Here is a 23135-nt window from a genome sequence, read left to right as displayed (position 1 = left end):
GATTTTCAGTTGAGTTGTATTATAATTAACTTAGACTATAAATCATGAAAAGAGAGGGGATTTCATTGAGTAACAGAAAAACCCTGACCACAGGCGCGGGTATTCCGGTAGGGGATAACCAAAACTCGATCACGGCCGGATCCCGTGGTCCGGTGTTGATCCAGGACTTCCATCTGCTTGAAAAACTGGCTCATTTTAATAGAGAACGCATTCCGGAGCGTGTGGTGCACGCGAAGGGTACCGGCGCTTACGGATATTTTGAAGTCACCAACGATGAAATTTCCAAATACACCAAAGCTGATTTCCTGAGCGAAAAAGGAAAGCGGACCGAGATGTTTGCCCGCTTCTCCACCGTTGCCGGTGAGTTGGGCTCCGCCGATACCGTTCGTGACCCCCGGGGCTTCGCCTTGAAGTTTTATACCAATGAGGGAAACTACGACCTGGTGGGTAACAACACCCCGATCTTCTTCGTTCGGGACGCGATCAAATTCCCTGATTTCATTCATACACAGAAGCGTCATCCGAAAACCGGTCTCAAAGACCCCAACATGGTTTGGGATTTCTGGTCCAATTCCCCTGAATCCCTGCACCAAATCACCTACCTGCACGGGGACCGGGGCATTCCGGCCACCTACCGTCACATGAACGGTTACGGCAGCCACACCTTTAAATGGGTGAACGCTGAAGGGGAACAATTCTGGGTGAAGTATCACTTCATCAGCGATCAAGGGGTCAAAGGTCTCGACACCGATCTGGCCGCCAAACTAGCCGGTGAACAGCCGGATTACCACCGGCAGGATCTGTTCAATGCCATTGAAGAAGGCAACTATCCTTCCTGGACGCTGTATGTGCAGATCATTCCTTACGAAGACTATAAAACCTACAAATGGGACCTGTTCGACGTGACGAAGACGGTTTCCAAGAAGGATTATCCGCGGATTGAAGTTGGCAAGATGGTGCTGAACCGTAACCCGGAAAACCATTTTGCGGAAGTGGAACAATCCGCCTTTACCCCCGGAAACCTCGTCCCCGGCATCGAGCCCTCCCCGGACAAAATGCTGCAGGGCCGTATCTTCAGCTACGGAGATACCCATCGTTATCGACTCGGGGTCAACCATCAACAGATCCCGGTCAACCGTCCGAAAGTGGAGGTCAACAGCTACCAGCGCGACGGTTACATGACGGTGAACGGCAACGGCGGCGGTGCCCCCAACTATGAACCGAACAGCCTGAACGGCCCGGTGGAGGATGCCGCCAAGAAAGCGGCCGCCTTCGAGGTCTACGGTGAAGCTGACAGCGTCGCCTATAATTCCGATGACCACTATACCCAACCGGGGGATCTCTATCGCTTGATGAGCGAAGACGAAAGAGCACGGCTGGTGAAAAACTTCGCCGATCATATGCGCCCGGTGGAAAGCGACGAAATCAAGCTGCGTCAGATCGGTCACTTCTATAAAGCCGACCCGGAATTTGGCGAAAGAGTGGCTGAACTGTTAGGCCTGTCGGTCCCGGCCGGTGTCAAGTAACCACATTTGGGTTTCACCAAAAAGCCGATTTCCCTGAAAGGGGGAATCGGCTTTATTATTTAAAATAAGGGAAAGACCTGATCAATGTTTTGGGTTAGAATAGGAAAGGCTGCAACTTCTATAGGTTAGGGTGAATAACGTATGTCACATTCCAACACAGGCCGTGTTCTGATCACATGTCCGGACCGACCCGGGGTGATCGCAACGGTCTCAAAATACCTGTACGACCACAACGCCAACATCACCAAATTGGATCAGTATTCGACCGATCCGAATCAAGGGACCCTCTTCGCTCGCTTTGAATTTGAACTGGAACAATTGACAGAGCGGCTTCCGGAATTGCAGGAAGGCTTTCAAACGACCGCTCAGCAATTTTCCATGGAGTGGAAGATGGTTTCCGCCGACCGACGACAGCGGTTGGCTATCTTTGTCTCCAAGGAGGACCACTGTCTCCAAGACTTGTTGATTCGCTGGCGCACCGGAGAGCTGAATGCCGATATCGCCATGGTGATCAGCAACCACCCGGATATGCGACCGATCGCAGAGTCCTTCGATATCCCCTACCACCACGTGCCCGTCTCCAAGGATACGCGGTTGGAGGCGGAAGAGAAGCACCTGGAACTGATGGAGGGAAAGGTGGATACCGTGGTGTTGGCCCGGTACATGCAGATCATGCCTTCCCGGATCATCGAGCGTTATAAAAACCGAATGATCAATATTCACCACTCCTTCCTGCCTGCCTTTATCGGCAGCAAACCTTATCAGCAAGCTTTCGACCGCGGTGTGAAACTGATCGGAGGCACCGCTCACTATGTGACCGAAGAACTGGACGAAGGTCCGATCATCGAACAAGATGTCTATCGTGTCGACCACCGTTTTCAGGTAGCGGACCTGAAACGGATCGGCCGCGATTTGGAGCGGGTGGTGCTGGCCCGGGCGATCCGCTGGCATCTCAATGACCAGATTTTCCTCAACGGCCATAAGACAGTAATATTATCCTGACTGTCGAAGTGGAGAGGCGACGCGACTCGCCTCTCCACTTTTATTTCCTCCCCCTTTTGGAATGTTGACACATCAATTGGATGCTTCCATTCGATTTTACCGCCATCTGTTTGGAGAAGAGCCGACGAAAGTACACCCCGGCTATGCGAAATTCGATCTGGATGAACCGCGCTCAACTTTACGCTGAATGAGGGCGGTGAGATCACTGGCAGGATCAATCACCTGGTACGAGCGGAAGCAGGGAAAGCGGCATGACTACTCCGTCAATCCGACCACGTTAAAATGGTTCCACGACGAGTTGACCCGGCGCTTTCATCTCGATGATCAAGCAGTGGTAAACTGAAACACAGGCTTCTGGAATTGAGTGTCATCAGCCCCAACGTTCGCAGGACGGTCGACGGTGAATGTAATGGCCATGGAAAAAACAGCAAAAGCCCCCTCTTTCATGAGGGGGCGGAACCTACATCACCGGTTGCTCTTTTCCAGACGGCGGGCATGGGCTTTATCCTGGGCCTGGAAGCGGCCGATTTCCACATCGGTGGAGCGAGCTTGGCCGCCGGGAACCGGTTGGTCTACCACCTGTTTCATACCGGGTTTTCCACTTTCCAGAACGAAGGAGGCTCGAGTATATAAGCGGGCACCCGGTTGGTTGACATAAGGGAGCACCCGGTAATCCGTCTGCCAGCGATCGGGGGTGACGGTACAGCGGACATACCCCCGGTAGTCGTTAAAGAAACGGATGTGGGGATTCTCTTCCAGAATGGACGGGGTTTCCTCCCGCAGATCGGAACCGTTCCCGCCAGAGGTGATCGAAGTGCCCACAAATTCGGCACCGACGATCGGTGAATCCGGATCGTCGAAGTCGGCTTTCAGGTCATTGGCCCAGTTGGCATGGACATCCCCGGTGATGACCACCGGGTTAGAAATCCTGCCCCCAGCAAACAACTTCAGCAGTCGGTTGCGCGATGCAGCATAGCCATCCCAGGCATCCATGTTTAACTTTTTTCCCGGGCCGGGCTGGATATCCATCTCCGCGAAGAAAATCTGTTGGGCCAATACATTCCAACGAGTGGGAGAATTTTTTAACCCGCTGACAAGCCACTCCTCCTGCTCCTTCCCCAGCAGCGTCCGATTTGGATCGAGAGACTCGTCATTAGGTTCTTTGAAACCATCCCCATTGGCTTGATTGTCCCGGTACTGACGGGTGTCCAATACGTGAAACTGCACGAGATCCCCGAAGGTCAAGCGACGATATAGCTGCATGTCCGGCCCCTGGGGCAAAGAAGAACGGCGCAGGGGCATATGCTCGTAATAGGCTTGGTAGGCCGCTGCACGCCGTTGGATAAAGGCTTCCGGATCCTGACCCTTTTCCGGGATATGGTCGGCGTAGTTGTTTTCCACCTCGTGGTCGTCCCAGGTGACCACCCAGGGAAAGGCGGCATGGGCGGCCTGCAAATCCTTGTCCAAGCGATATTGGGCGTAGCGATTCCGATAACCTTCCAGCGTGGTGATCTCCGGGCTGTTGTGCTGTCGAACATTGCCCGACTTGGCCACGTATTCATCCGGCCCATATTCGTATATGTAATCTCCCAGATGGATCACCAAATCCAGCTCTTCCCGGGCCATATGACGATAGGCGGTGTAATAACCGTGCTCGTATTGTTGGCAGGAAGCAAAGGCAAAGGTAAAGGAGTCCAAAGAAGCCCCCGCCGCCGGTGCGGTCTTGGTTCTTCCGATGGGGCTCTTTTGACCGCCAGCGTAAAACCGGTAGTAATAGGTTTGCCCCGGCTTCAAGCCATCCACTTCCACATGGACGGAATGACCCAGATCGGCTCGGGCAACAGCTGTCCCCTGGCGCACGATCTCGGTAAAATCCCGGTCTGTAGCCATTTCCCACTGGACAGGGTAATCCCGGGCTGGCAGGCCGCCCCCCTTTAAGGGCTCCGGTGCCAGACGCGTCCACAACACCACACCCTCCGGCAGCGGATCGCCTGAGGCGACGCCCAGGGTAAAGGGATACTTGCTGAAGACCGGAGCCGCCTCCACCTCTCGGGAGGGCACCGTGCCAGCGATGGCTGCTCCCGCCGCCATCATCGCCAAGCGACCGGTCTCTCGCAAAAACGCCCGTCGATCCATCTTCCCCCAATCTTTTCCACTCACCGATCATCCCCCACTTCCTTCTGAAAACATCCTCACCTCTGGTATTATGGAATTCCAAGTTTAATCTCACTTTAATGAAAAATAATCTTTCCCAGAAAGAAGGGTTGAGAAGATGTTAAGAGAGGGGAAGGCTGGACACGTTAAACCTCCATTTCCGATGTGAGAGAATAGAGAAGATGATCGCGCCAAGCCCCATCGATTTTCAAGTGGGCCCGTGACAAGCCGATGTAGCGGAAACCCACCTTTTCCAACACCCGGATGGACGGAATGTTGGCGGGAAGAACGGAAGCTTCCACCCGGTGCAACCCGGCCTCCCGGAAGGCGAAGGAGACCGCAAGTCGAACGGCTTCGGTCATATATCCCTTTCCCTGACACTCCTGGTCGAGGAAATATCCGATGGTGCAATTCTGCCAGGCGCCTCGGGTTACATTGCTGAGATGGACCCGGCCGATCAGCTGATCGCTGTGATGAAGGAAAATCCCAGTGGCAAACCCCGTCCCCTGCTCCCACTGGTGAATGATTCTTCGAATGGACGCCTGTTGCCCCTCCAGGGTGTAGGTTCTCTCCGGATGGTGGGGCTCATAGGGGCGGAGAAAGCTTCGGTTGTTGCTGCGAAGGGTTAAAAACGCCGCCGCATCGTCCAGCTCCGGCCTGCGCAGATACAGCCGGTCGCCCATCATTTTTTTGTTCATACCCGGGAATCTCCCTTCTCCATCGATCCATGCCGTCCGAAGACAAGGGTTGGAGGTAGATGAAATGAAAAAAGTTTGGCGCAAACCTTATATGCGAATGGCTCTGGTTGTGGTGGTAATACTGATCCTCCTATGTATTATATACGATGAACAACCTGGCGGCCTCCGAGTCTTATTCAAACTTCTGAAAGCCTTTTAACACAAGAAAGCATTGTGATCCTGCACCCCCGCAGTCCACAACGCCCTTTTATATACCGGTGGCATTCTTCACTGCTTCACACCCGGCAGATGCTCGATGTAATCACGGTGATGACACCCAGGGGGCTCCGCTGGGCCCCCATCCATCTCACGACGATCTCACCTCTTCTCTTGAATTGCATATCAAATTGTATAATGAATCTGAAAAATGGGTTAAACAAAAAGCATGGTCCGGCTGCCGCAGTCTGGTCCATGCTTTTTTACCTAAAAAAGATTATTTTCCGTAGTGACGCCTTGCCTCCATGATGATCTGGATCTGTTCACGGACAGTCTCCGCCGCGACTTGAATCATAGTGCGAACTTCCACTTCGCCCTGATCGGATACCAGGTAATGTCCCATGCCATCAGCAACGACATAGAGCTGGTTTAAAAGGTGCTCCCGCAGCATCCGAAACAGATTCACTTCCACATGAATGGTCCGCTGTGTGTAATGGAGGCGCTCCCCCCATTCATCGGGATCAAACAACGGAATCTTATAGGACCGTCCGTTTTCGGCCAGCGCCCATTTGACTCGTTGCATCATTTCCAGATCGAAATCGACTATCTGCAGGATCATCTGACGGATCGTAAGCCCTTCCGCGGTCTCCCAATCCAAATCTTCCTCTTCCAGTCCCAGAATAGCCCCTTCCAGGAGATCCGGACCTTTTCGGTAGAGTTCCAACACTTCTTCATCGCTCATGCGCAGCTCTTCCCTAAGAGATATCAGGTAATCGTCCGGATCTCGCATCTTGAGTACCTGCTCCACCCCAGGGGTCTCTTCCAGCAATAGATCGTAAATTCCGAAGGCCTCCAGCCGTTCTTGGAACACCTCCAAGTCTTCCCCCGGAAACTGAAGCCCCTCTTCCTTGCTCACTTCCCGAACTTCATATTCTGGTTTTGAGGAAAACGCTTCCGACTCTGCAGTGGGCTGCCCTTCTTCCGCCAGTGGGTCCACTGGCTCCGCTTCAGAGCGTTCCACCTCGTTGTCCTCGGTTTTCCCCTGTCCATCCAAAATCGGAGCATCATCTTCCACTTCTTCCGGTACCGGGACCGGATCATCAGTCGGGAAGGACTCCGACTCCGTTGCTTGCGGCGCATACATCGCCTGCACATCTAATTCAGGGTCTGTCGTCAGGAAAATGGATTGACCATCCGGTGACCGCAGACGAAGGGAATGCAAGGCAGGGTCCTCCCAATCTACTTCAAAACCCAACTTGTCCCGGTAAAAGGTTAAGGATTTATTCAGATCGGTGACGCGCAACACATTTAACGTCATCCTGCCACTCACCAGCGACATCTCCTTTGCCATATGAATCCCGAATCGTTTACATCAACCCTCAGAGGGTCCTGTTTGAATCGAAATTAATGTATCAAAGTGCTAACCATCAAGCAACAAAAACCCTTACGTTTTCAATAAAATGGAAGGCGATTCTTTCTATACAAAAGAGTGCCTCCCCTTCAAGGCACCCCCAGGCTCAAGCCGACTCATTGCGTCCGACCCATAAAAAAACGGAGATAAGAATAAAAGCGATCAATGCTAGAAATGGAATGGTGATAAATCCAAACCAGTTGATATACTGGCCGCTACAGGGAACGCCTTGGGAACAGCCGGCCACATCAGCCCATCCGGGTATTTTTTGCTGTGCGTAATGAAAGAGGGAGACCCCGATCCCGATCAGGCTGAAGGGAAGAGCATAAAGCACGATCGAGCGGTCGCTCCGATAGCTGGCAATTCCCAGAACCACAGCCAACGGGTACATGAGAATGCGCTGAAACCAACACAGTTTACAGGGGATAAACCCGGCCACTTCGCTGAACCACAAGCTGCCGACCAAAGCGGCCAAGGCCACCAGCCAGGCGAAATATAAACTATAGGTCCGGATCAGGGGCACCTCCAGACTGATCTGTTATTGTTTCTTTAATTCTTCTTCGATCATCTGCTTGATATAGTTATAGTCGAAAGTTTTATTCGTGGGCACCGGTTTTCCATTAATAAACAAGACTGGCACCGAGGTAACTCCCGCTTGGGTGGCAATAGACTTATCCTTGCGCACCTCATCTTCGTATTTCCGATCTTCAATCGCCTGCTCCAGCTTTTGATGGTCGATTTCGGGGACTGTTTTCTTGGCCAGATCGACTAAAAACTCTTTGGTCGCCCAATGTTCGTGTTCGGGACCTTGTTGCTCATAGATTGCATCATAAAATTTCCAGAAAGCTTCCGGATCCTGCTTGTACACCGCTTCACCAGCTATTCCCGCCGTAACGGAATCCTCAGCAATAAACTGGTTGTTGATAAAGTAGAATCCGGCCTGGCCGTTATCGAGATAATCCTGTTTCAACTTCGGAAAGATCTCCCTCTCGAACTCCTTACAGACTGGGCATTTAAAATCGCCAAACTCGACGATATTCACGTTAGCCTCCCGATCTCCCTGCACCGGTTGCTGGTCGTAGGCGAACAGCTCCTCATCGACGGCGTTCGGTTGTTCATGAGCCTGATCCGCATTCTCTGAACCAGTAAATGTATCTACGATGGCATAAACGCCCAACCCGAGGAAAACCACCAGCAGAGTCACCAGAGTCAGTGTCTGAAGGTTGGAACCGGATTGAGCCTGTTTCCTTTTTTGTTTTTGGTTCTGACCTTTCTTTTTCTTTCCCATCTGGTTTCTATCCCTCCCATCTTCCATTCTAGTACTTGCCATTATACCATGAATATACCTTGCGGGGTGAGCATCAAAACCCGATACCCTGTGGACAAAAGTCGTCTTCGCTGTCGTTAGTGTAAAAGAAACCCGCAAAAGGAGAGGAATGATCGATGAGGAAAAAGCATCCGGTAAGGATCGAAGGGGTCTACATCGCAGATCGAAGGGACAGCTTTGTCACCCGGCCGGTTGAATCAGCTGAGTTGCAATACGGCGGCATCCCGGGGGACCTTCACTTCGGACTGACGAAGCAAGCCGGATCCCGGGAACCGATGTACCTTTGGGGGACTGAAATTTTTAACCGGAGGCAGATCTCCGTCGTCTCCATGGAGGAGTGCGCCCGCATCGCTGAAAACCTGGGGGTTAAACAGATTTTACCCTCCTGGTTGGGGGCCAATCTGGCCATCAGCGGATATCCGAAACTGACCCTTCTTCCTCCCGGAAGCCGGATCATCTTCCCGGACGGATCCGGTCTCCTCTGCGAAGGAGAAAACCTTCCTTGCATCCAGCCGGGAGAAATCATCCAAAAACAGTTTCCCGATCAGCCCCGACTCCCTTCCCGCTTTGTCAAAGCAGCTTTTGGTCTCCGGGGAATTGTCTGTGTGGTGGAGAGGCCGGGTAAGATGAAGAAGGGGGATCAGGCGGACCTCGTCCTTGAAGATTGACGAAGTCTCTTCTTACCATAAGATTCGGTTGGATGATCCGAATAAAGATTCAATAAAAGATACGATAAGTGGGAAACGGGGGGAAACTGTAAATGAAGGAGAACAAGTGGATCACTTATCGGGTGCCCGGGGAGTGGAACAAACGAACCGTGCAGGAGGTGTTAAAAGGGCCGCTCCTGTTGTCCAATCGGATGATCAGCCGGCTGACGCGGAGTCGGGGAATCCGTCTCAACGGGAGCATGCCTTGGCTATAGCGCAGGGTCCGGGAAGGTGACCGGCTTCAGGTGGCGGTTCGCCCTCGGGAGCGGGCCGATCTGGAGGGGGAGCCGGTCAACTTTCAGGTCCGGTATGAGGACATCGATCTCATGGTGGTGGACAAGCCCGCCGGGGTGAACGTTCACCCGGTTCGCTCCGGGGAGAGGGGCACTCTGGCTCACGGAATCGTCCACCATTGGAAGGAACAGGGCGGGGAAGGAAAAGTACGGCCGGTCCATCGGTTGGATCGAGACACCTCCGGCCTGTTGATGGTGGCCAAGTCCGCCTACGCCCACCAGCTCATGGATCGGGAACTCAGGGAAAAACGGTTAAAGCGAGTTTACCTTGCGTTTCTGAAAGGAAGATTATCTCTCTCTCATCCGGTCACAGGTACGATCCATGCCCCAATTGCAAGAGAACGGAATCATCCCCTGCGCCGCCGCGTTTCACCGCAGGGAGACGCGGCCATCACCCATTACCGCATCATCGACGAAACCAATCAGGCCACCAAGGTCCAAGTGGAACTGGATACCGGCCGCACCCATCAGATCCGGGTTCACTTCGCCCATTTAGGCTTTCCTCTGTTGGGAGACAGCCTCTACGGGAGAAAGAGCTCCCTGATTAGCCGGCAAGCTTTCCATGCCTGTGAACTCACCTTTCACCATCCGTTGCGGAGCGAAAACCTCCAGATCACTTCCCCCCTTCCCGAGGATCTCAACCGGCTGGCCCGGGAGCTGAAATTGGATTGGGAAGCTAAATAAGCGGTGGACATGGCACGCACCATCCATCCGCCTGGTTAAACGGCCAAAGAAGAAGCTATTCCTTCCTTCCCATCTCCTCCACCCAGTCTTTCTCTTCCCGGTCGATCTCGGCGGCTTGGATTTCGTACATTCGTTTTATATATTTCTGAAACTGCTGTTCATTTTGCTTATACCAACATTGAGCCAGCTTTACCGTCGCTTCATGGGCTTGTTTTGCCAATCCGTATTCCTGGGCGGTGTCAGCCGCCTTTTCAAAATACCCGATCGCAGCCTCGCGGTTGTGTTGCTGCAACAGGCTTCCCATTAGAATCCATGAACGGACCAAGCGCGGAACATCTTGACACGTCTCCGCAATTCGAATCGCTTCTGTCAGACATTGGGTCGCTTTCAGAGGTTTATGTTGTTTTTTATACAACAGTGCCAACCGGATATAGACGTTGGTCAAGGACCGATCATCCTCCATCTTTCCCTTACAGGTCAGGGCCAATTGAAAAAACTCCTCCGCGGAATCCAGCTGCTGTATTCGGATCAGAGAACTGCCGATCACCGTGCTCAAAGCACAAATAAGACGGTATAATTTCCCCCGTCGCGCCAGATCAAGACCTTCTGAAGCGGTATCAATCGCCTCCTCATACATTCCCGTCCGGTAATACATCTCCGATCTCAGCCAATAAAAGACAGACAACACATAACTATCGGCAATCCGTTCTTTAAACTCCCAGACCTCTTCAACCAATTGGATGCAGGGACCGATCCGATTCATCCGTTCTAAAAACAGCCCTTTGTTCATGTGCAGGATGTACCAGACGTGCTGTCGTTTTCCCTTGGAATCAAAAGCATCGATTCCGCTGTCGGTATACTGAATGGCCGCCTCCAAATCGTTTTTTCGGTAATATAACAGGCCTAACTCCCCAAAACTAGCCGATTCTAGATTGGAAGTGCTCCCCTGCTGAGCAGAGAGACGAATCGCCATATTGAAGCATCGTTCCGCCTGATCCAAGCGATTGACACCGATCCAGCTCTTCCCCCGCAGATAATAAAGGAGAGGAGCCAATCGATGAGAATCATCGATCTTCAGGGATTCCAGCCGGTGTAAAACTTCGCGCGCCTTTCCCACCTCCAGTTTTGACTCCAGCACTAACAAGGTCCGCTCCAGTTTGACCAGTTGTTGTTGCTCGTCGAGCAAGAGATGGGGGATCTGTTCCGTCGGGATTCCCAGCTTGTCCAACAAATATAACGCTTCTGTCTGGTTGATAGGCGGAACACCCCGTTCGATATTGCTGATGGTAGCCGGTGACACATTCCCATCGGCCAGGTCTTCCAGGCGATAACCTTTTTGTTTTCTGACCTTTCGAATAATTTCGCCCATCTCATTAGGTTCCAATTGCGCCTGCATCTCATTCACCTCCCTGTTTCATATATATTTTATAAGATATTTTCTGCAATGGAAATATAAAGGGATTGATTTTTCAATATAATTTTGATGTTTAACTGTGAAAAAACGGCGAACAAGTGATAAACCTCCCGCTCTTCGCAGGAGGTTGGTGATCACCGATCATTTTATTTTTTCACTTCAACACCTCTTTGATAGACTTGGAGGCCACCCATGTAGGTCTCCTCCACACGAATCTGGTGAATCTTTTCCTTTTCCACTTCAAAGATATCTTGATCCAGCACGATAAAATCCCCATGATAACCGGGAGCCAGTTGGCCAACGGCGGGAATACCCGTGATCTGCTGGGCAGCCCGGGTATACAGCGTGATAGCTGTAGCTACATCCACAGCTTGACCCCCGCCGATGTCCGTTCCATCGTACGCCTTGCGCGTGACTGCCGCCTGGATGCCCACAAAGGGATTGACAGGATCCGCCCATGTCGTCGCCGGTGCATCGGAGGAGAAGGCCACCGACACCCCTCACTCCAACATGGTTTGCACCGGATAAGCCCCTCGGGTCCGCTCCCGGCCGATATTGTGCAGATAACTTTCAATCTCCGCAAACAAAAAAATCGGTTGGAAAACGATGGCGATCCCCGTTTCCACCGCGCCTTGAATCGCCTTGGGGGAAGGCAGCGCCGCATGTTCGATGCGGATGGAAGGCATATCGGCCAACCAACCTTTTGTTCCGCGGAAGGTGTCCACAATCATATCGATCGCTCGATTGCCCATCCCGTGGATCACCAACTGAACTTGATTCTCTTTAGCGGCCTCTGCGGCGGCCAACAATTCCTCCCAAGAAGTGGTGGCCATCCCCCCGGTCACCTCATTCCCTCTATAGACCGGGTCGATCCATGCTGTCCGCCCGGAGATGCTGCCATCGGCAAACAACTTAATCCCTCCGACATGAACCGGAGATTGACGGGATCTTATACTCGGGTCGATCACCGGCCGCTTTCGTAGATGTTCCCATAAATAGTACAGCACCGTCCGTGGCTGCAATCCTCGCTCCCGGGCTTTTCGATAAAGATCCAAATCATCCTCCGGCTCCCTTCGGGCCATCAAATCAGTGATGGCCGTGATACCGTGCCCGAGGAGCTGCGGACTCAACTCCGCCAGTGCGGTGGCGCTCTCCTCCATGGTCTGAACCGGTATAAAGGGAGTCACCAACGCCTTGGCATTCTCCCGCAACAAGCCCGTCGGTTCCCCGTCGGAATCCCGCACGATCTCTCCCCCCGGCGGGTCGGGGGTCTCTTTGCTAATGCCAGCTATGGCGAGGGCCACGCTGTTTACCACCGCCATATGGCTGCAGGTGCGGTAGACAATAACGGGAACATCGGGGGCGGCTCGATCCAAATCCCAACGTGTCGGCGCCCGCCCTTCGGACCATTTTCCTTCATCATACCCCCAGGCCTTGATCCAAGCATCAGCTCCCCCACTTTGCCGCTGACGGCGGATCTCCGTCACCAAATCCTCGATGGAATGAATAAGGGGCGGTGTGCAGGAAATTTGTCTAGCCGTATCCGCCAAAAAAAGAGGATGCATGTGGGCATCGATCAAGCCTGGGAGCACCCGGCGCCCCTGCAGATTCATCCACTTCCCAGTCCACCCTTGTAAACCCGCCTCTTCTCCCACCCACACAATCCGCCCATCCCGGACGACCATCGCCGTATTTAGGACAACAAGTCACAAATGATATCTTTTTTTAAAAAGCGAGGATCAGTAGAATGAAACCAACAAGAGACGTTATTTTTTATAATGCGCGCATCTTCACCTCCAACCCGAAACAACCGGAGGCTAGGAAAGGTTTAATAATAAAACCCATCGTAAGAAACCACCCAAAAAAGACCCTCACCTAAATGGGCAAGGGTCTCCTCTCTTCTTATTCCTTTTCTCCGTCTCTTTGCTTACGATGATCACGTACCCTTAGGCTCATCCGCTTTCGAAGTCACCACTGTGCCTTTGGGTTCATCCACTTCCGGCGTGATCACCGTGCCTTTGGGCTCATCTGCAGCCCAGATCGTATCGGCTGTAGCTGCCCACCCAGAAAAAACCACACCTAACACCATCACCGAAACACCCATCCGCTTCATAACCATCTCTCCTTCCAATCAGGGTTAGTTACTTTCTTTTACATAAAACGACAAATTCCTTCCCGATTTTGCAAAAATATTTTTATTTTGTCAGAATCGACAACAAATGTCGCAACATAGGGAGAAATGGTGGCCACCCAAAACCGGAAAGCGGACTTTTCTCCGATTCCCACTAAATCCGTCTGAACAGATTTTCGCATCAAAAAAGAGCCTCCCCACGTAGCGGGAAAAGCTCTGGTTCAACCGTCAACCCAATGCCACATCTAGTATCATCATCCCCACAAAACCGATCATGAGAAATATGGTGGCCAAATCGGTGTTCCCTTCTTCCTGGGAGCCGGGGATCACCTCTTCCACCACAACAAAGATCATCGCCCCGGCGGCAAAACTTAGCGCATAGGGCAGGATCGGTTTGATAAAGAGGACGGAGAGGGCTCCGATCACGCCGGCGATCGGTTCCACCGCCCCCGATAATTGACCGTAAAAAAAGCTTTTTTTCCTGGACATGCCGTCCCGTCGCAAGGGAAAGGAGACCGCCATTCCTTCGGGAAAGTTTTGGATAGCGATCCCGAGGCCGAGAGCGATCGCCCCGGCCAAGGAGGCGGAATGAAAATCACTTAAAACCGCTCCGAAGGCAACACCGATCGCCAACCCTTCGGGAATGTTGTGCAGAGTGATGGCTAGAACCAAGAGTGTGCTCCGACGTCGCTTCCCGGTGCGGAGACCTTCCGCCTCACTTCTCGGCATGTTGGGATGCAGATGGGGGAGAATTTTATCCACCAGCGACAGAACAATTCCCCCTAGCATAAAGCCGACAGCGGCAGGCAGCCAATTGGGAACCGAAGACTGACTCGCCATCTCCAGCGCTGGCGATAAGAGCGACCAAAAACTGGCGGCGATCATCACACCGCCTGCAAAGCCCAACATGCCGTCCAAGATTTTGGGAGTGATGTTTTTTGTAAAAAAGACCAATGCGGCCCCTAAAGCCGTCATCCCCCAGGTGAACAGGGTGATGATGAATGCCTGCCCTACGGGATGTAGCTGGATAAAAAAGTCGAACATGCCGTCCATTCCTTTCTAAACCGATTCAGTCGCTTCATCCATCAGTCTATGTAGTAGGCCGCCGCGGATCCCCACTCTCGATAAAAACTTCTGCGGAGCTTCCCCCTACAGGAAAAGGACACCCTCCCGGTGTCCTCACATCATTTTAAGGAGCGCTTCCCGCCCGATCATACCGGAGTGAATCCCCTGTCGTTCCGCATGGACCGTCACCATTTGTAAAGGTGCATCCAATAGGGCTTGCAAGGAGCGGACGCCGACGGCACGACCAGCCAGGATCTCCCGATCGGCCAGTTTTTCATTTAAGAGACCCACATCGAGAGCTCCGCACATGATATACCCTTTACCGGTAGTGATCACTAACAAATCGGTTTTGGGCAGTTTCACTTCCACTCCCAGCACCTGCTGCCCATCCAGATCAATCGGTTCAAGCCGGACCAAGGACTTCTCCCCCCTTTTCAGTTGACAATATACCTTATGTCGGAAAAGGGAGAGAGGTGTGGTCCCGATGCTGCCAGATGAAAATCATGATTTGATCTTCTCTAAACGAGTGGGAAGCGTCACCTGAACCCTTTCAGTGATACCGAGGACGGTTGAGGGGGGATTCCCAGTCGTTCAGCTGCCCCTCCTGGGCCATCTTCATCTTCAGCATCTCCACGAGGTAGACGCCCATCATCTGGATCACTTCTTCATCGTTCATCTCCTGAATCAGTTTCAGGACATCATTTCGGCTCTGATCTTCCAGTATATTAAGAACCACCGATACAGCGTTTTCTTCGTCTTCACCCAGTTGATCCCGGTATAAGGAATACAGGTCGTCTACAAATCGCATATTGAGCCTCCTTCTTCTCCAGCTATTCTACCCTATCAAAAGAGTTGATGGAACCCGGAAGCGGGACAAAACAACAACCATCCCTGTATAACTTTTCCGTTTCAGGAACAAGACATGCCGGGAGGTTGCTTTTCACTCCGCCGATGCCAGCGCACCTGATGGCAGCGCTCCACCGCACCCGGCTGTTGCAAGTGGTGGGCCAAGACATCCCGTAGAAACTCGGGCAAAAAATATTTTTGATGGTCACCCCGTCGGAACTCTCGGTAGCCCACACCAAAGGTGAACATATCGATGGTAGCCACCTGATACTCTTTCTCGGGCACCAAGCGCCCTCCGTCAATCCGTACCTGAATCAGACGTTTTCCCGGCGGGGCTTCCGGCCGATATTCTACCGTCATGCCTGCGAGGTTTAATACCCCAAGTTTTTTGCCACGAAAGCCAAAACCGCGAATCTCCTGGTCCTGATTTTCCCGGATCAGTGTTTCCTCCAGAATGCCGCGGATCTGTTCGCCTGTTAGCACCATCTGCGCGGGATTGATCGGGTGGGGACAGATCCGATGGAGCTTCCCTCGGGTGACCGGCCCAGCCTTTAGGCCTTCTAACAACTGGCCAGCGTTTACCATCGCACATTCCGCATCAGGAACCCAGTCCAACAATCCATCGGCCAAAAAGTTGCCCAGGGGAGATTCCTCATACCAACTGATGGGCAAGGATTGATCTAAGGTGAACAGAGGTTGGGATAGAGTGTGTTCCGCCTGGTCTCGAAAGGAGCGGATCTTTTCCACCAGCCCCCGATCAGGCGCTGCACCGGCGGCGGCGACACAGCCGGCCTCCACCCGCTCCAGCCCGTCCGCTTTTTCCTTTGGCTCCAACACTACATGGCCCACATGGCCGCCGAACTTTCCCGCCGCTGCAATCAAGGTACCGCCGACCCGTTCCGGCACCTCCAGCAGGTGGTGGGTGTGACTTCCCATAATCACATCGATCCCGGGAATCTCCTCGGCCAATCGCCGGTCATTGCCCAGGCCCAGGTGGGACAGGATCACGACCGCATCCGCTTTTTTCCGCAATCGGGGCACCGCCAATGTCAGTTCCTCAAAGGGATCGGAGACATGCCAACCCAACAGGCGGTAAAAGTTTTGGAAAGGGATGGTCACCCCGAGAAAACCGATGCGAAACCCCTGGACCTCCCGAATGGACTCCGTTTGGATCCAGGAAGGGCGGCCTCCGTCAGCATCGGCTACATTGGTGGCCAATACTTCAAAGGGCGCGTCGATATACAGGCGGTGAAGCTCCTCCTTAGAGAAGGTGAGCAGTTCGTTGTTGCCGAGGGTGATCAATTGGTAACCCGCCGCTTCCATCACCGCCCGGTTGGCCAATCCCTGCGTCCCTTCTGTCTCCACACTGAAACGGTCCATATGGTCGCCGAGATCGACAGGGATGACCGTTTCACCGGAGTCTTCCAGCCGCTGTTGAAGCTCGTGCAAAACCCGATGAACCCGGGGCATGGCTTCAAAGTGGCTATGGAGATCGTTGGTATGTAAAAGATGTATCCGTTTGGCTCGGTTCAACTCCATCCTCCCCCTAACCCGGAAAACCTTCAACAATCATGCGAATAGCGACGACGACGATCGCCAACCGCAGTGCGATCAGAAGCACACGGCTGCTCATCCTCCGGGAAATCCAGGCACCTGTTTTCGCTCCAATCCAGGCTCCCGGTGCGATCAGCAACACCGCTAGCCAATCGATATTTCCCTGTGCTAGATGCGTCATGGAACCCAGTACTGCCGACAGCAGAATCACAAACATGGAGGTGGCTGTCGCCACATGGGGCGGAAAGCGGAAGGGTAAAACCATCATCGGCACCAGTAACGCCCCTCCGCCAATCCCGAACAACCCGGAAATGATGCCGACGGCGAAGGAACCGGCCCATGCGGTGGAACGTTTGTAACCATATCGGTATGAATTCCCATCGGGGCCGATAATTTCCCTCTTGACAGTCCATTTTACCGTTCGGCTCTGCAAACGATCGCGAAAGGTAAGCAATCCTGACACCAGGATCATCAGCAAACCAAAACCGACAAAAAACCCTTCCACTTCAAAAAAGCGGGTCAGGTATGCCCCAAAGATCGCTCCTGGTCCACTGGCGAGGAAGAAGATAAGACCGCTGTGCCAATCAACCCGTTTTTGCCGGGAAAAGGAAAGGGTGGATGATAGGCCGGTGATCATGACCACGACCAAAGAGGTTCCCACTGCCACTTGCGGGGTGATATGGCTTAAGTCCGGAAATAAGGAAGCGATGAATAGCAGCGACGGCACGGTGACGATTCCGCCGCCCAGACCGACCAAACTTCCTACGGTTCCCGACACCAGACCGATCAGTAAGAACAACAACCACTCCGATAACATGTTACCCTCCCGCAAACGGCAACAACACCAGCCGTTATGTATTCTATTTTATTATCCTACCAAAGAACCGGCAGCAACAGAAGCTGTGGAAAAAAGGTCAAAAAATCCGGGACCTCCTTGTCGGCCCCGGACCTTGCGGACTTCCCTTTTTCATGCGTCAACCGGTTGATCAATCGTCCAGACTGCGCTTGATCGCCCGAGTGTAACAAGCGGAGATTTTGAGGGAACAGAGTACCTCCGCTGAGAACCATCCCACATCCTCGTGTTCGCTGCTCTTTCTAATTTGACCTTCCCCATCCCAAAAACAGCGATAGGTGACCAGAAACACCTCCCGACCGGGAATCACTTCCGCCACCTGGGCATCCAGCAGAGAGCCGACCAACACCTGAATCCCCAGTTCCTCCCCGGCCTCTCTGACCAGGGTCTGCTCCGGCGATTCTCTGGGTTCCAGCCTGCCTCCGGGTAGTTCCCATTCATTTCGATCATTTTTCAACAGGCATACCCGATCCGCCGCATCGAGCAAGACACCTTTCACCGATACCGGCAAACGATAAATCCCCATGAGACCCTCCTGAACAATAAGATCCGTATTGATCTGCCTTCGGCCCCCTATTACCATTCTTATTTTCTCACCAGCTCATCCGCCACCTTTTTTTGTACAAAGGAGAGTGGTATAAAAGGATCAGAACATCTCCATCTGACGCGGGGCCAATCCGGTCGACTCCACTCCCAACAGACGGGCCATCTGTTTAGCATTATCCGCCGCATCCCCGCGCGAATTATTGTTGAAGAGCAGGGTAATCTGTTTGGCGGATCGCTTCATTTGGCGAACCCGCTCCACCCATTCCGTCAGTTCCTCTTCCGAATAACGGTAAGCATAGCGGACATCCCGCCAATGGGCATTGGAACGCCCCACTTTGCGCCAACCGGAAGTGTTGCGGCCGTGAAAGCGAATCAGTGATTGTTCCGGATGGGTGACGACGGGAACGGCAGGAACGGAGCCCATGCCTGCCTGGGGTTCGTCACACACCACATGGATCAGCTTCTCCTCCTCCAAAAAACGTAAACTTCCCTCCCGATACCGGGGTTCAAACCAGGTGCGATTCCTAAATTCCACTGCCAGGGGAAGATCGGGGATCGCCTGGCGACAGCTTCGGATATACCGGACATGTTTTTGAGTACAGTCATACCAAGGTGGAAATTGAAACAGAACGGCGGTCAGTTTTCCCGCCTCCGCCATCGGTGTCACTGACTCGACAAAATCACGAAGGATCTCTTTCATGGACCGGACTGGCGCCCCCTCCCGGCGCCCGTGTCCAGTCATCTCCCGGTAGGCTTTCACCACAAACCGAAAGGAAGCCGGCGTCGCCTCCACCCACCGAGCCATTCGCTCGCGGGGCTGGATCGCGTGATAGGTGCTGTCCACTTCCACCACCGGGAAATGCCCAGCGTAAAGATTCAACTTATCCTTGGACGCCGTACCGGGCGGGTAGAGATCATGATCCCCCCAACCGCAGACACCGATTTGAATTGGATTAGCCGACCCCGCTGATTGGGTCAACGCATATCCCCCCTTACATTGCCGACATTGTATCACAGAAGCTGACAAATCCGGGTGGGGAGAGTACAATAAAAAAGAAATCCCTCGATTCGAAGTCCAAAACCCAACTGGAGGAACCGGACTTCCAGATTGAAACCAAGAGGTGGAAGCGGTGGCTATACCGACGATCACCATCGGCGCCGATGTGATCCGTGAGCTGGAAGCTCACTGTCTGCGTGAAAAACCCTTTGAAGGATGCGGGATATTGGCCGGTTCAGGGAATCGGATCACCCGTTTTTTTCCCATTCCCAACCGTGATCGGAGTCCCCATTCCTTCTCATTTGAACCGCGGGCTTATCTGAGCACTTTGAAACAGGTTCGGCAGGAGCAACTGGAGTTGCTGGGAATCGTCCATTCCCATCCCTGCACTGATCCACACCCGTCTACACGGGATATCCGGGAATGGCATTATCCGCAATTGATCAGTTGGATCCTGTCTCTCAAAGGAGACCAGCCCAGGCTTTCCGCCTATTATATTCGGGATGGACAGGTTATCCCGGTGATCTACCTTGTCAAAGACGGTTCCTCAGACCGAATGGAGTGAAGTTGATGCAAACCAACCAGGGGTGGGCACTCCACACCGATAAATATCAGATTACCATGATGTACGCTCACTGGAAAAATGGATCCCACCTCAAGCGAAAAGCCTTCGACCTTTATTTTCGCAAACTTCCCTTTGGAAACGGCTTCGCTGTATTTGCCGGCTTGGAGCGAGCCATCCAATACCTGGAGAACCTCCGGTTCACCGAAGAGGATATCCGGTATCTCGCCGACCAACCGGAGCACTACGACCCTTCCTTCCTGGATCTGCTCCGGGAGTTCCGCTTTACAGGGGATGTATACAGCATGCAGGAAGGAACCTTGGCCTTTCCCAATGAGCCGCTTTTGCGCTTGGAGGGAACGGTCATGGAATTGCAGCTGGTTGAGACCGCTCTGTTGAATTTTATCGGTTATCAAACCCTGATCGCCACCAAAGCCGCCCGGATGCGCACCGTGGCGGAGAACGACCTCTTGTTGGAATTCGGTAGCCGCCGTGCCCAGGAGACCGATGCTGCACTCTGGGGAGCCCGTGCCGCTTACCTGGCCGGATTTGACGGAACCTCCAATCTGAAAGCAGGCGAGCAATTCGGTATCCCAACCAGCGGCACCCACTCCCACGCCTGGGTTCAGGACTTTGAGAGTGAGCTAGACGCTTTTAGAGCCTTCGCAAAAGCTTTTCCCGATAACGCCATACTTTTGGTAGATACCTATGACACACTGAAAAGCGGTGTCCCTCACGCCATTCAGGTCGGACTAGAACTGAAGAAACAAGGCCACAACCTGGCGGGTATCCGGCTGGATAGCGGAGATCTGGCGTTTCTCTCTAAGAAGGCCCGTAAAATGCTGGACGAAGCCGGTCTGACGGATACCAAGATCGTTGCCTCCAGCGATCTGGATGAAGACACATTGCTCAATCTTAAATCCCAGGGGGCCCGCGTCGACTCCTGGGGAGTCGGAACCCGGCTGATCACCGCTTATGACCAGCCATCCTTGGGGGCGGTCTATAAGCTGGTCGCCAGAGACGTCGATGGCCAATGGCAGCCGACCATCAAAATCTCCTCCAATCCTGAAAAGGTGACCACTCCCGGAGTCAAAACGGTGCATCGTATCATCGACCGGGACACCGGCAAAGCCAGAGGCGATCTGATCACTCCCGCCCACAAAGGGCTGGACGAGAAACGGCCCTTAACCCTGTTTCACCCGGTCCACACCTACCGCAAGAAAAAGGTGCACCACTTCCGAGCGGTGGAGCTTTTGACCCCTGTGATCCAAAAGGGACAACGGCAGAAGGATCTGCCCACACTGGAGGAAGCCCGTCGTTATCACCAACAGCAACGTTCCCTGTTTTGGGAAGAATATTTGCGTCTATTAAATCCCGAGGAGTATCCTGTCGACCTCTCCAAGGATTTGTGGGAAACCAAACAGGAGCTGATTCAGAACATCTATCGGCAAATCCGTGAAGAAAACGGAAAGTGAAAAACCCGGCAAGCAGGAAAGTGCTTCATATGATCAAAAGAAAAGAGAAAACGAATCAAAGGAGGGGCTTATGTCTTTTCAATCCGAACTTGAAAAGTATGCGGAGTTGGCCGTCAAAACAGGGGTCAATGTGCAACCCGGACAGACGCTGGTGGTCACTGCCTCCATCCAAACCGCCGAGCTGGTCCGGCTGATTGTTAAAAAAGCGTATCTGGCCGGTGCGAAACACGTCTATGTCGACTGGAACGATGAAACCGTCACCCGTCTGAAGTACGACTTGGCTCCAGATGAAGCTTTTTCGGAATTTCCCCAATGGAAGGTGCAAGCCAGGGAGAAGGTGGCTGAAGAGGGAGGCGCTTTTCTCCATGTGGATTCCAACGATCCGGAGCTGCTCGCAGGCGTTGATCCCAAACGGATCTCCGCTGCCTCTAAAACGGCAGGGCAAGCGATGAAAAAGTGGCAGTCCTACATCGTCTCCGACAAAATCAGCTGGTCGATCATCGGTGCCGCCTCCCCGGCATGGGCTCAAAAAGTGTTCCCGGATAAAGAGGTGTCGGAAGCGGTGGACGCCCTTTGGAACGCCATTTTCCAAGCGACCCGGGTCAACCGGGAAAACCCTGTGGACAACTGGCGTCAGCATAACGCCACCCTCCATGAGAAGGTCTCTCTGCTCAACCGCAAACGCTTGAAGAAACTTCATTACCGGGCTCCCGGCACCGATCTGACCGTCGAACTGCCAGACCGTCATCTCTGGAGCGGCGGTGCCTCCGAAAACGACCAAGGTGTCCCGTTTAACGCCAATATCCCCACCGAGGAGGTATACACCTCCCCGGTAAAAAGCGGAACCCACGGGGTGGTGACCAGCACCAAACCCTTAAGCTACCAGGGCAACCTGATCGAGAACTTCACCCTGCGGTTTGAAGAAGGACGGGTGGTCGACTTCCAAGCAGAAAAAGGTTACGATACCCTGAAAAACCTGCTGGAATCCGATGAAGGGGCCCGTTACCTGGGTGAAATCGCCCTGGTCCCCCACGACTCCCCCATCTCCAATACCAATCTCATCTTTTTGAACACTTTGTTCGACGAGAATGCCTCCTGCCACTTGGCCCTCGGAAAAGCTTTCTCCTTCTGCGTCGAGGGCAGCTCCTCTATGAAAGAGGAAGAATTGGCCGAGATAGGACTGAATGACAGCATCACCCATGTGGACTTCATGATCGGCAGCGACCAGCTGGACATCGACGGCGAAACCGCCGACGGATCCCGGATACCGATCTTCCGACAGGGTAACTGGGCCTTTTAAAAAATCCCCTCCCAGTTCATAACGACCGGGAGGGGATTTTTTAACCTGAAACACCTTGCCACATTGTACCGGGTTCGTTCTGACCGGGCCAAACTGGAAGCTCGCATCCGGTAAGACCCTTCCGCAAAAAACTCCGACACCTCACAGTTGGTCAAGCCCCCATTTTGTAGACTCTTGGAAAAAACCCGGATTAAGCGACAAGTTGGCGTCTGTATTCCACAGGCGTCAACTTTTTTAATCTCCGTTGAATCCGTTGTTCATTGTAAAATTGAATGTACTCCTCAATACACCTTTGCGTTTCAGTAATATCTTGGATACCATGGAGGTACAGAGCTTCTGCTTTCAAGTGGGAAAAGAAGCTCTCGATGCAGGCATTGTCAAAGCAATTGCCTCTC

General features: G+C 53.0%; 24 protein-coding genes and 2 pseudogenes. 9 read left to right on the top strand and 17 right to left on the bottom strand.

All coding sequences use genetic code 11. The annotated features are described in order from the left end of the window. The first annotated feature begins 65 nt into the window (after positions 1-65). The 3 genes from BLP91_RS14330 (at position 66) to BLP91_RS16830 (ending at position 2871) form a co-directional block, all read left to right on the top strand. Complete coding sequence (locus BLP91_RS14330; RefSeq protein ID WP_091572558.1) at positions 66-1526, top strand: catalase; 1461 nt, start codon at positions 66-68, stop codon at positions 1524-1526. Positions 1527-1667: 141 nt separating this feature from the next. Next, positions 1668-2528 carry a formyltetrahydrofolate deformylase gene (purU, locus tag BLP91_RS14325; RefSeq protein ID WP_091572556.1) on the top strand — a complete coding sequence of 287 codons (861 nt, stop codon included), beginning with the start codon at positions 1668-1670 and terminating at the stop codon, positions 2526-2528. A 196-nt stretch (positions 2529-2724) separates the two neighbouring features. Beyond that, positions 2725-2871 carry a hypothetical protein gene (locus BLP91_RS16830; protein ID WP_176758009.1) on the top strand — a complete coding sequence of 49 codons (147 nt, stop codon included), beginning with the start codon at positions 2725-2727 and terminating at the stop codon, positions 2869-2871. A gap of 122 nt (positions 2872-2993) precedes the next feature. Here BLP91_RS16830 and BLP91_RS14320 read toward each other — a convergent pair whose 3' ends face one another. The 5 genes from BLP91_RS14320 to BLP91_RS14300 form a co-directional block, all read right to left on the bottom strand. Continuing rightward, positions 2994-4688 carry an alkaline phosphatase D family protein gene (locus BLP91_RS14320; RefSeq protein ID WP_425412235.1) on the bottom strand — a complete coding sequence of 565 codons (1695 nt, stop codon included), beginning with the start codon at positions 4686-4688 and terminating at the stop codon, positions 2994-2996. 140 nt (positions 4689-4828) lie between these two features. Continuing rightward, the gene (locus BLP91_RS14315) at positions 4829-5380 is read right to left on the bottom strand and encodes a GNAT family N-acetyltransferase (protein ID WP_245662285.1); all 552 of its coding nucleotides are present in this window, start codon (positions 5378-5380) and stop codon (positions 4829-4831) included. A 472-nt stretch (positions 5381-5852) separates the two neighbouring features. Next, on the bottom strand, positions 5853-6905 hold the full coding sequence (locus BLP91_RS14310) for a VOC family protein (RefSeq protein WP_091572553.1): 1053 nt from the start codon (positions 6903-6905) through the stop codon (positions 5853-5855). Between the two features lie 187 nt (positions 6906-7092). Further along, the gene (locus BLP91_RS14305) at positions 7093-7509 is read right to left on the bottom strand and encodes a disulfide oxidoreductase (protein WP_091572551.1); all 417 of its coding nucleotides are present in this window, start codon (positions 7507-7509) and stop codon (positions 7093-7095) included. 15 nt (positions 7510-7524) lie between these two features. Next, positions 7525-8274 (bottom strand): DsbA family protein, encoded by a 750-nt coding sequence (locus BLP91_RS14300; RefSeq protein WP_176758008.1) that lies wholly within the window; start codon positions 8272-8274, stop codon positions 7525-7527. 155 nt (positions 8275-8429) lie between these two features. On the opposite strand from BLP91_RS14300, the gene BLP91_RS14295 reads away from it, so the two are divergent. The 3 genes and pseudogenes from BLP91_RS14295 to BLP91_RS14290 form a co-directional block, all read left to right on the top strand. After that, positions 8430-8981, top strand: a complete 552-nt coding sequence (locus BLP91_RS14295; RefSeq protein ID WP_091572546.1) for an MOSC domain-containing protein — start codon at positions 8430-8432, stop codon at positions 8979-8981. 92 nt (positions 8982-9073) lie between these two features. After that, positions 9074-9235, top strand: coding sequence for a hypothetical protein (locus BLP91_RS16825; RefSeq protein WP_176758007.1), 162 nt, complete (start codon positions 9074-9076; stop codon positions 9233-9235). Between the two features lie 15 nt (positions 9236-9250). Then, a pseudogene (locus tag BLP91_RS14290) lies at positions 9251-9997 on the top strand (RluA family pseudouridine synthase); the annotation flags it as partial. Positions 9998-10052: 55 nt separating this feature from the next. Here BLP91_RS14290 and BLP91_RS14285 read toward each other — a convergent pair. The 11 genes and pseudogenes from BLP91_RS14285 to BLP91_RS14240 all read right to left on the bottom strand — a co-directional run bounded on the left by BLP91_RS14285 (position 10053) and on the right by BLP91_RS14240 (position 19385). Next, positions 10053-11393, bottom strand: coding sequence for a helix-turn-helix transcriptional regulator (locus BLP91_RS14285; RefSeq protein ID WP_091572540.1), 1341 nt, complete (start codon positions 11391-11393; stop codon positions 10053-10055). A 164-nt stretch (positions 11394-11557) separates the two neighbouring features. Beyond that, a pseudogene (locus BLP91_RS14275) lies at positions 11558-13024 on the bottom strand (amidohydrolase). A gap of 323 nt (positions 13025-13347) precedes the next feature. Continuing rightward, complete coding sequence (locus BLP91_RS16820) at positions 13348-13524, bottom strand: hypothetical protein (RefSeq protein ID WP_176758005.1); 177 nt, start codon at positions 13522-13524, stop codon at positions 13348-13350. A gap of 38 nt (positions 13525-13562) precedes the next feature. Beyond that, the gene (locus BLP91_RS16815) at positions 13563-13727 is read right to left on the bottom strand and encodes a hypothetical protein (RefSeq protein ID WP_176758004.1); all 165 of its coding nucleotides are present in this window, start codon (positions 13725-13727) and stop codon (positions 13563-13565) included. A 43-nt stretch (positions 13728-13770) separates the two neighbouring features. Next, entirely contained in the window at positions 13771-14586 is an 816-nt protein-coding gene (locus BLP91_RS14270; RefSeq protein ID WP_091572532.1) for a ZIP family metal transporter, read from the bottom strand. Positions 14587-14721: 135 nt separating this feature from the next. Further along, complete coding sequence (locus tag BLP91_RS14265; RefSeq protein WP_091572529.1) at positions 14722-15024, bottom strand: YunC family protein; 303 nt, start codon at positions 15022-15024, stop codon at positions 14722-14724. 133 nt (positions 15025-15157) lie between these two features. Continuing rightward, on the bottom strand, positions 15158-15415 hold the full coding sequence (locus BLP91_RS14260; RefSeq protein ID WP_091572526.1) for a DUF6154 family protein: 258 nt from the start codon (positions 15413-15415) through the stop codon (positions 15158-15160). 101 nt (positions 15416-15516) lie between these two features. After that, complete coding sequence (locus BLP91_RS14255; RefSeq protein WP_176758003.1) at positions 15517-16986, bottom strand: bifunctional metallophosphatase/5'-nucleotidase; 1470 nt, start codon at positions 16984-16986, stop codon at positions 15517-15519. 13 nt (positions 16987-16999) lie between these two features. Beyond that, positions 17000-17824 carry a sulfite exporter TauE/SafE family protein gene (locus tag BLP91_RS14250; protein WP_091572521.1) on the bottom strand — a complete coding sequence of 275 codons (825 nt, stop codon included), beginning with the start codon at positions 17822-17824 and terminating at the stop codon, positions 17000-17002. A gap of 169 nt (positions 17825-17993) precedes the next feature. Next, a complete protein-coding gene (locus BLP91_RS14245; RefSeq protein ID WP_176758002.1) occupies positions 17994-18386 on the bottom strand; it encodes an NUDIX domain-containing protein in 393 nt (130 codons plus the stop codon). Between the two features lie 120 nt (positions 18387-18506). Continuing rightward, positions 18507-19385 carry a DUF72 domain-containing protein gene (locus BLP91_RS14240; protein ID WP_245662284.1) on the bottom strand — a complete coding sequence of 293 codons (879 nt, stop codon included), beginning with the start codon at positions 19383-19385 and terminating at the stop codon, positions 18507-18509. A gap of 151 nt (positions 19386-19536) precedes the next feature. On the opposite strand from BLP91_RS14240, the gene BLP91_RS14235 reads away from it, so the two are divergent. From BLP91_RS14235 to BLP91_RS14225, 3 genes are all read left to right on the top strand, one after another. Continuing rightward, positions 19537-19968 carry a M67 family metallopeptidase gene (locus tag BLP91_RS14235; protein ID WP_176758001.1) on the top strand — a complete coding sequence of 144 codons (432 nt, stop codon included), beginning with the start codon at positions 19537-19539 and terminating at the stop codon, positions 19966-19968. A gap of 5 nt (positions 19969-19973) precedes the next feature. Then, positions 19974-21440: a nicotinate phosphoribosyltransferase gene (locus tag BLP91_RS14230; protein ID WP_091572511.1), complete on the top strand. Its 1467-nt coding sequence runs from the start codon at positions 19974-19976 to the stop codon at positions 21438-21440. A gap of 70 nt (positions 21441-21510) precedes the next feature. After that, complete coding sequence (locus tag BLP91_RS14225; RefSeq protein WP_091572643.1) at positions 21511-22740, top strand: aminopeptidase; 1230 nt, start codon at positions 21511-21513, stop codon at positions 22738-22740. Between the two features lie 190 nt (positions 22741-22930). On the opposite strand, the gene BLP91_RS14220 is transcribed toward BLP91_RS14225, so the two are convergent. After that, positions 22931-23135: IS3 family transposase (locus BLP91_RS14220; RefSeq protein ID WP_143003524.1), on the bottom strand; the 205-nt coding region annotated here is incomplete at its 5' end.

Origin of the sequence: Melghirimyces thermohalophilus, assembly GCF_900102685.1 — a bacterium.
Taxonomy (GTDB): domain Bacteria; phylum Bacillota; class Bacilli; order Thermoactinomycetales; family DSM-45169; genus Melghirimyces; species Melghirimyces thermohalophilus.
This window is presented reverse-complemented; position numbering and strand designations above follow the sequence as displayed.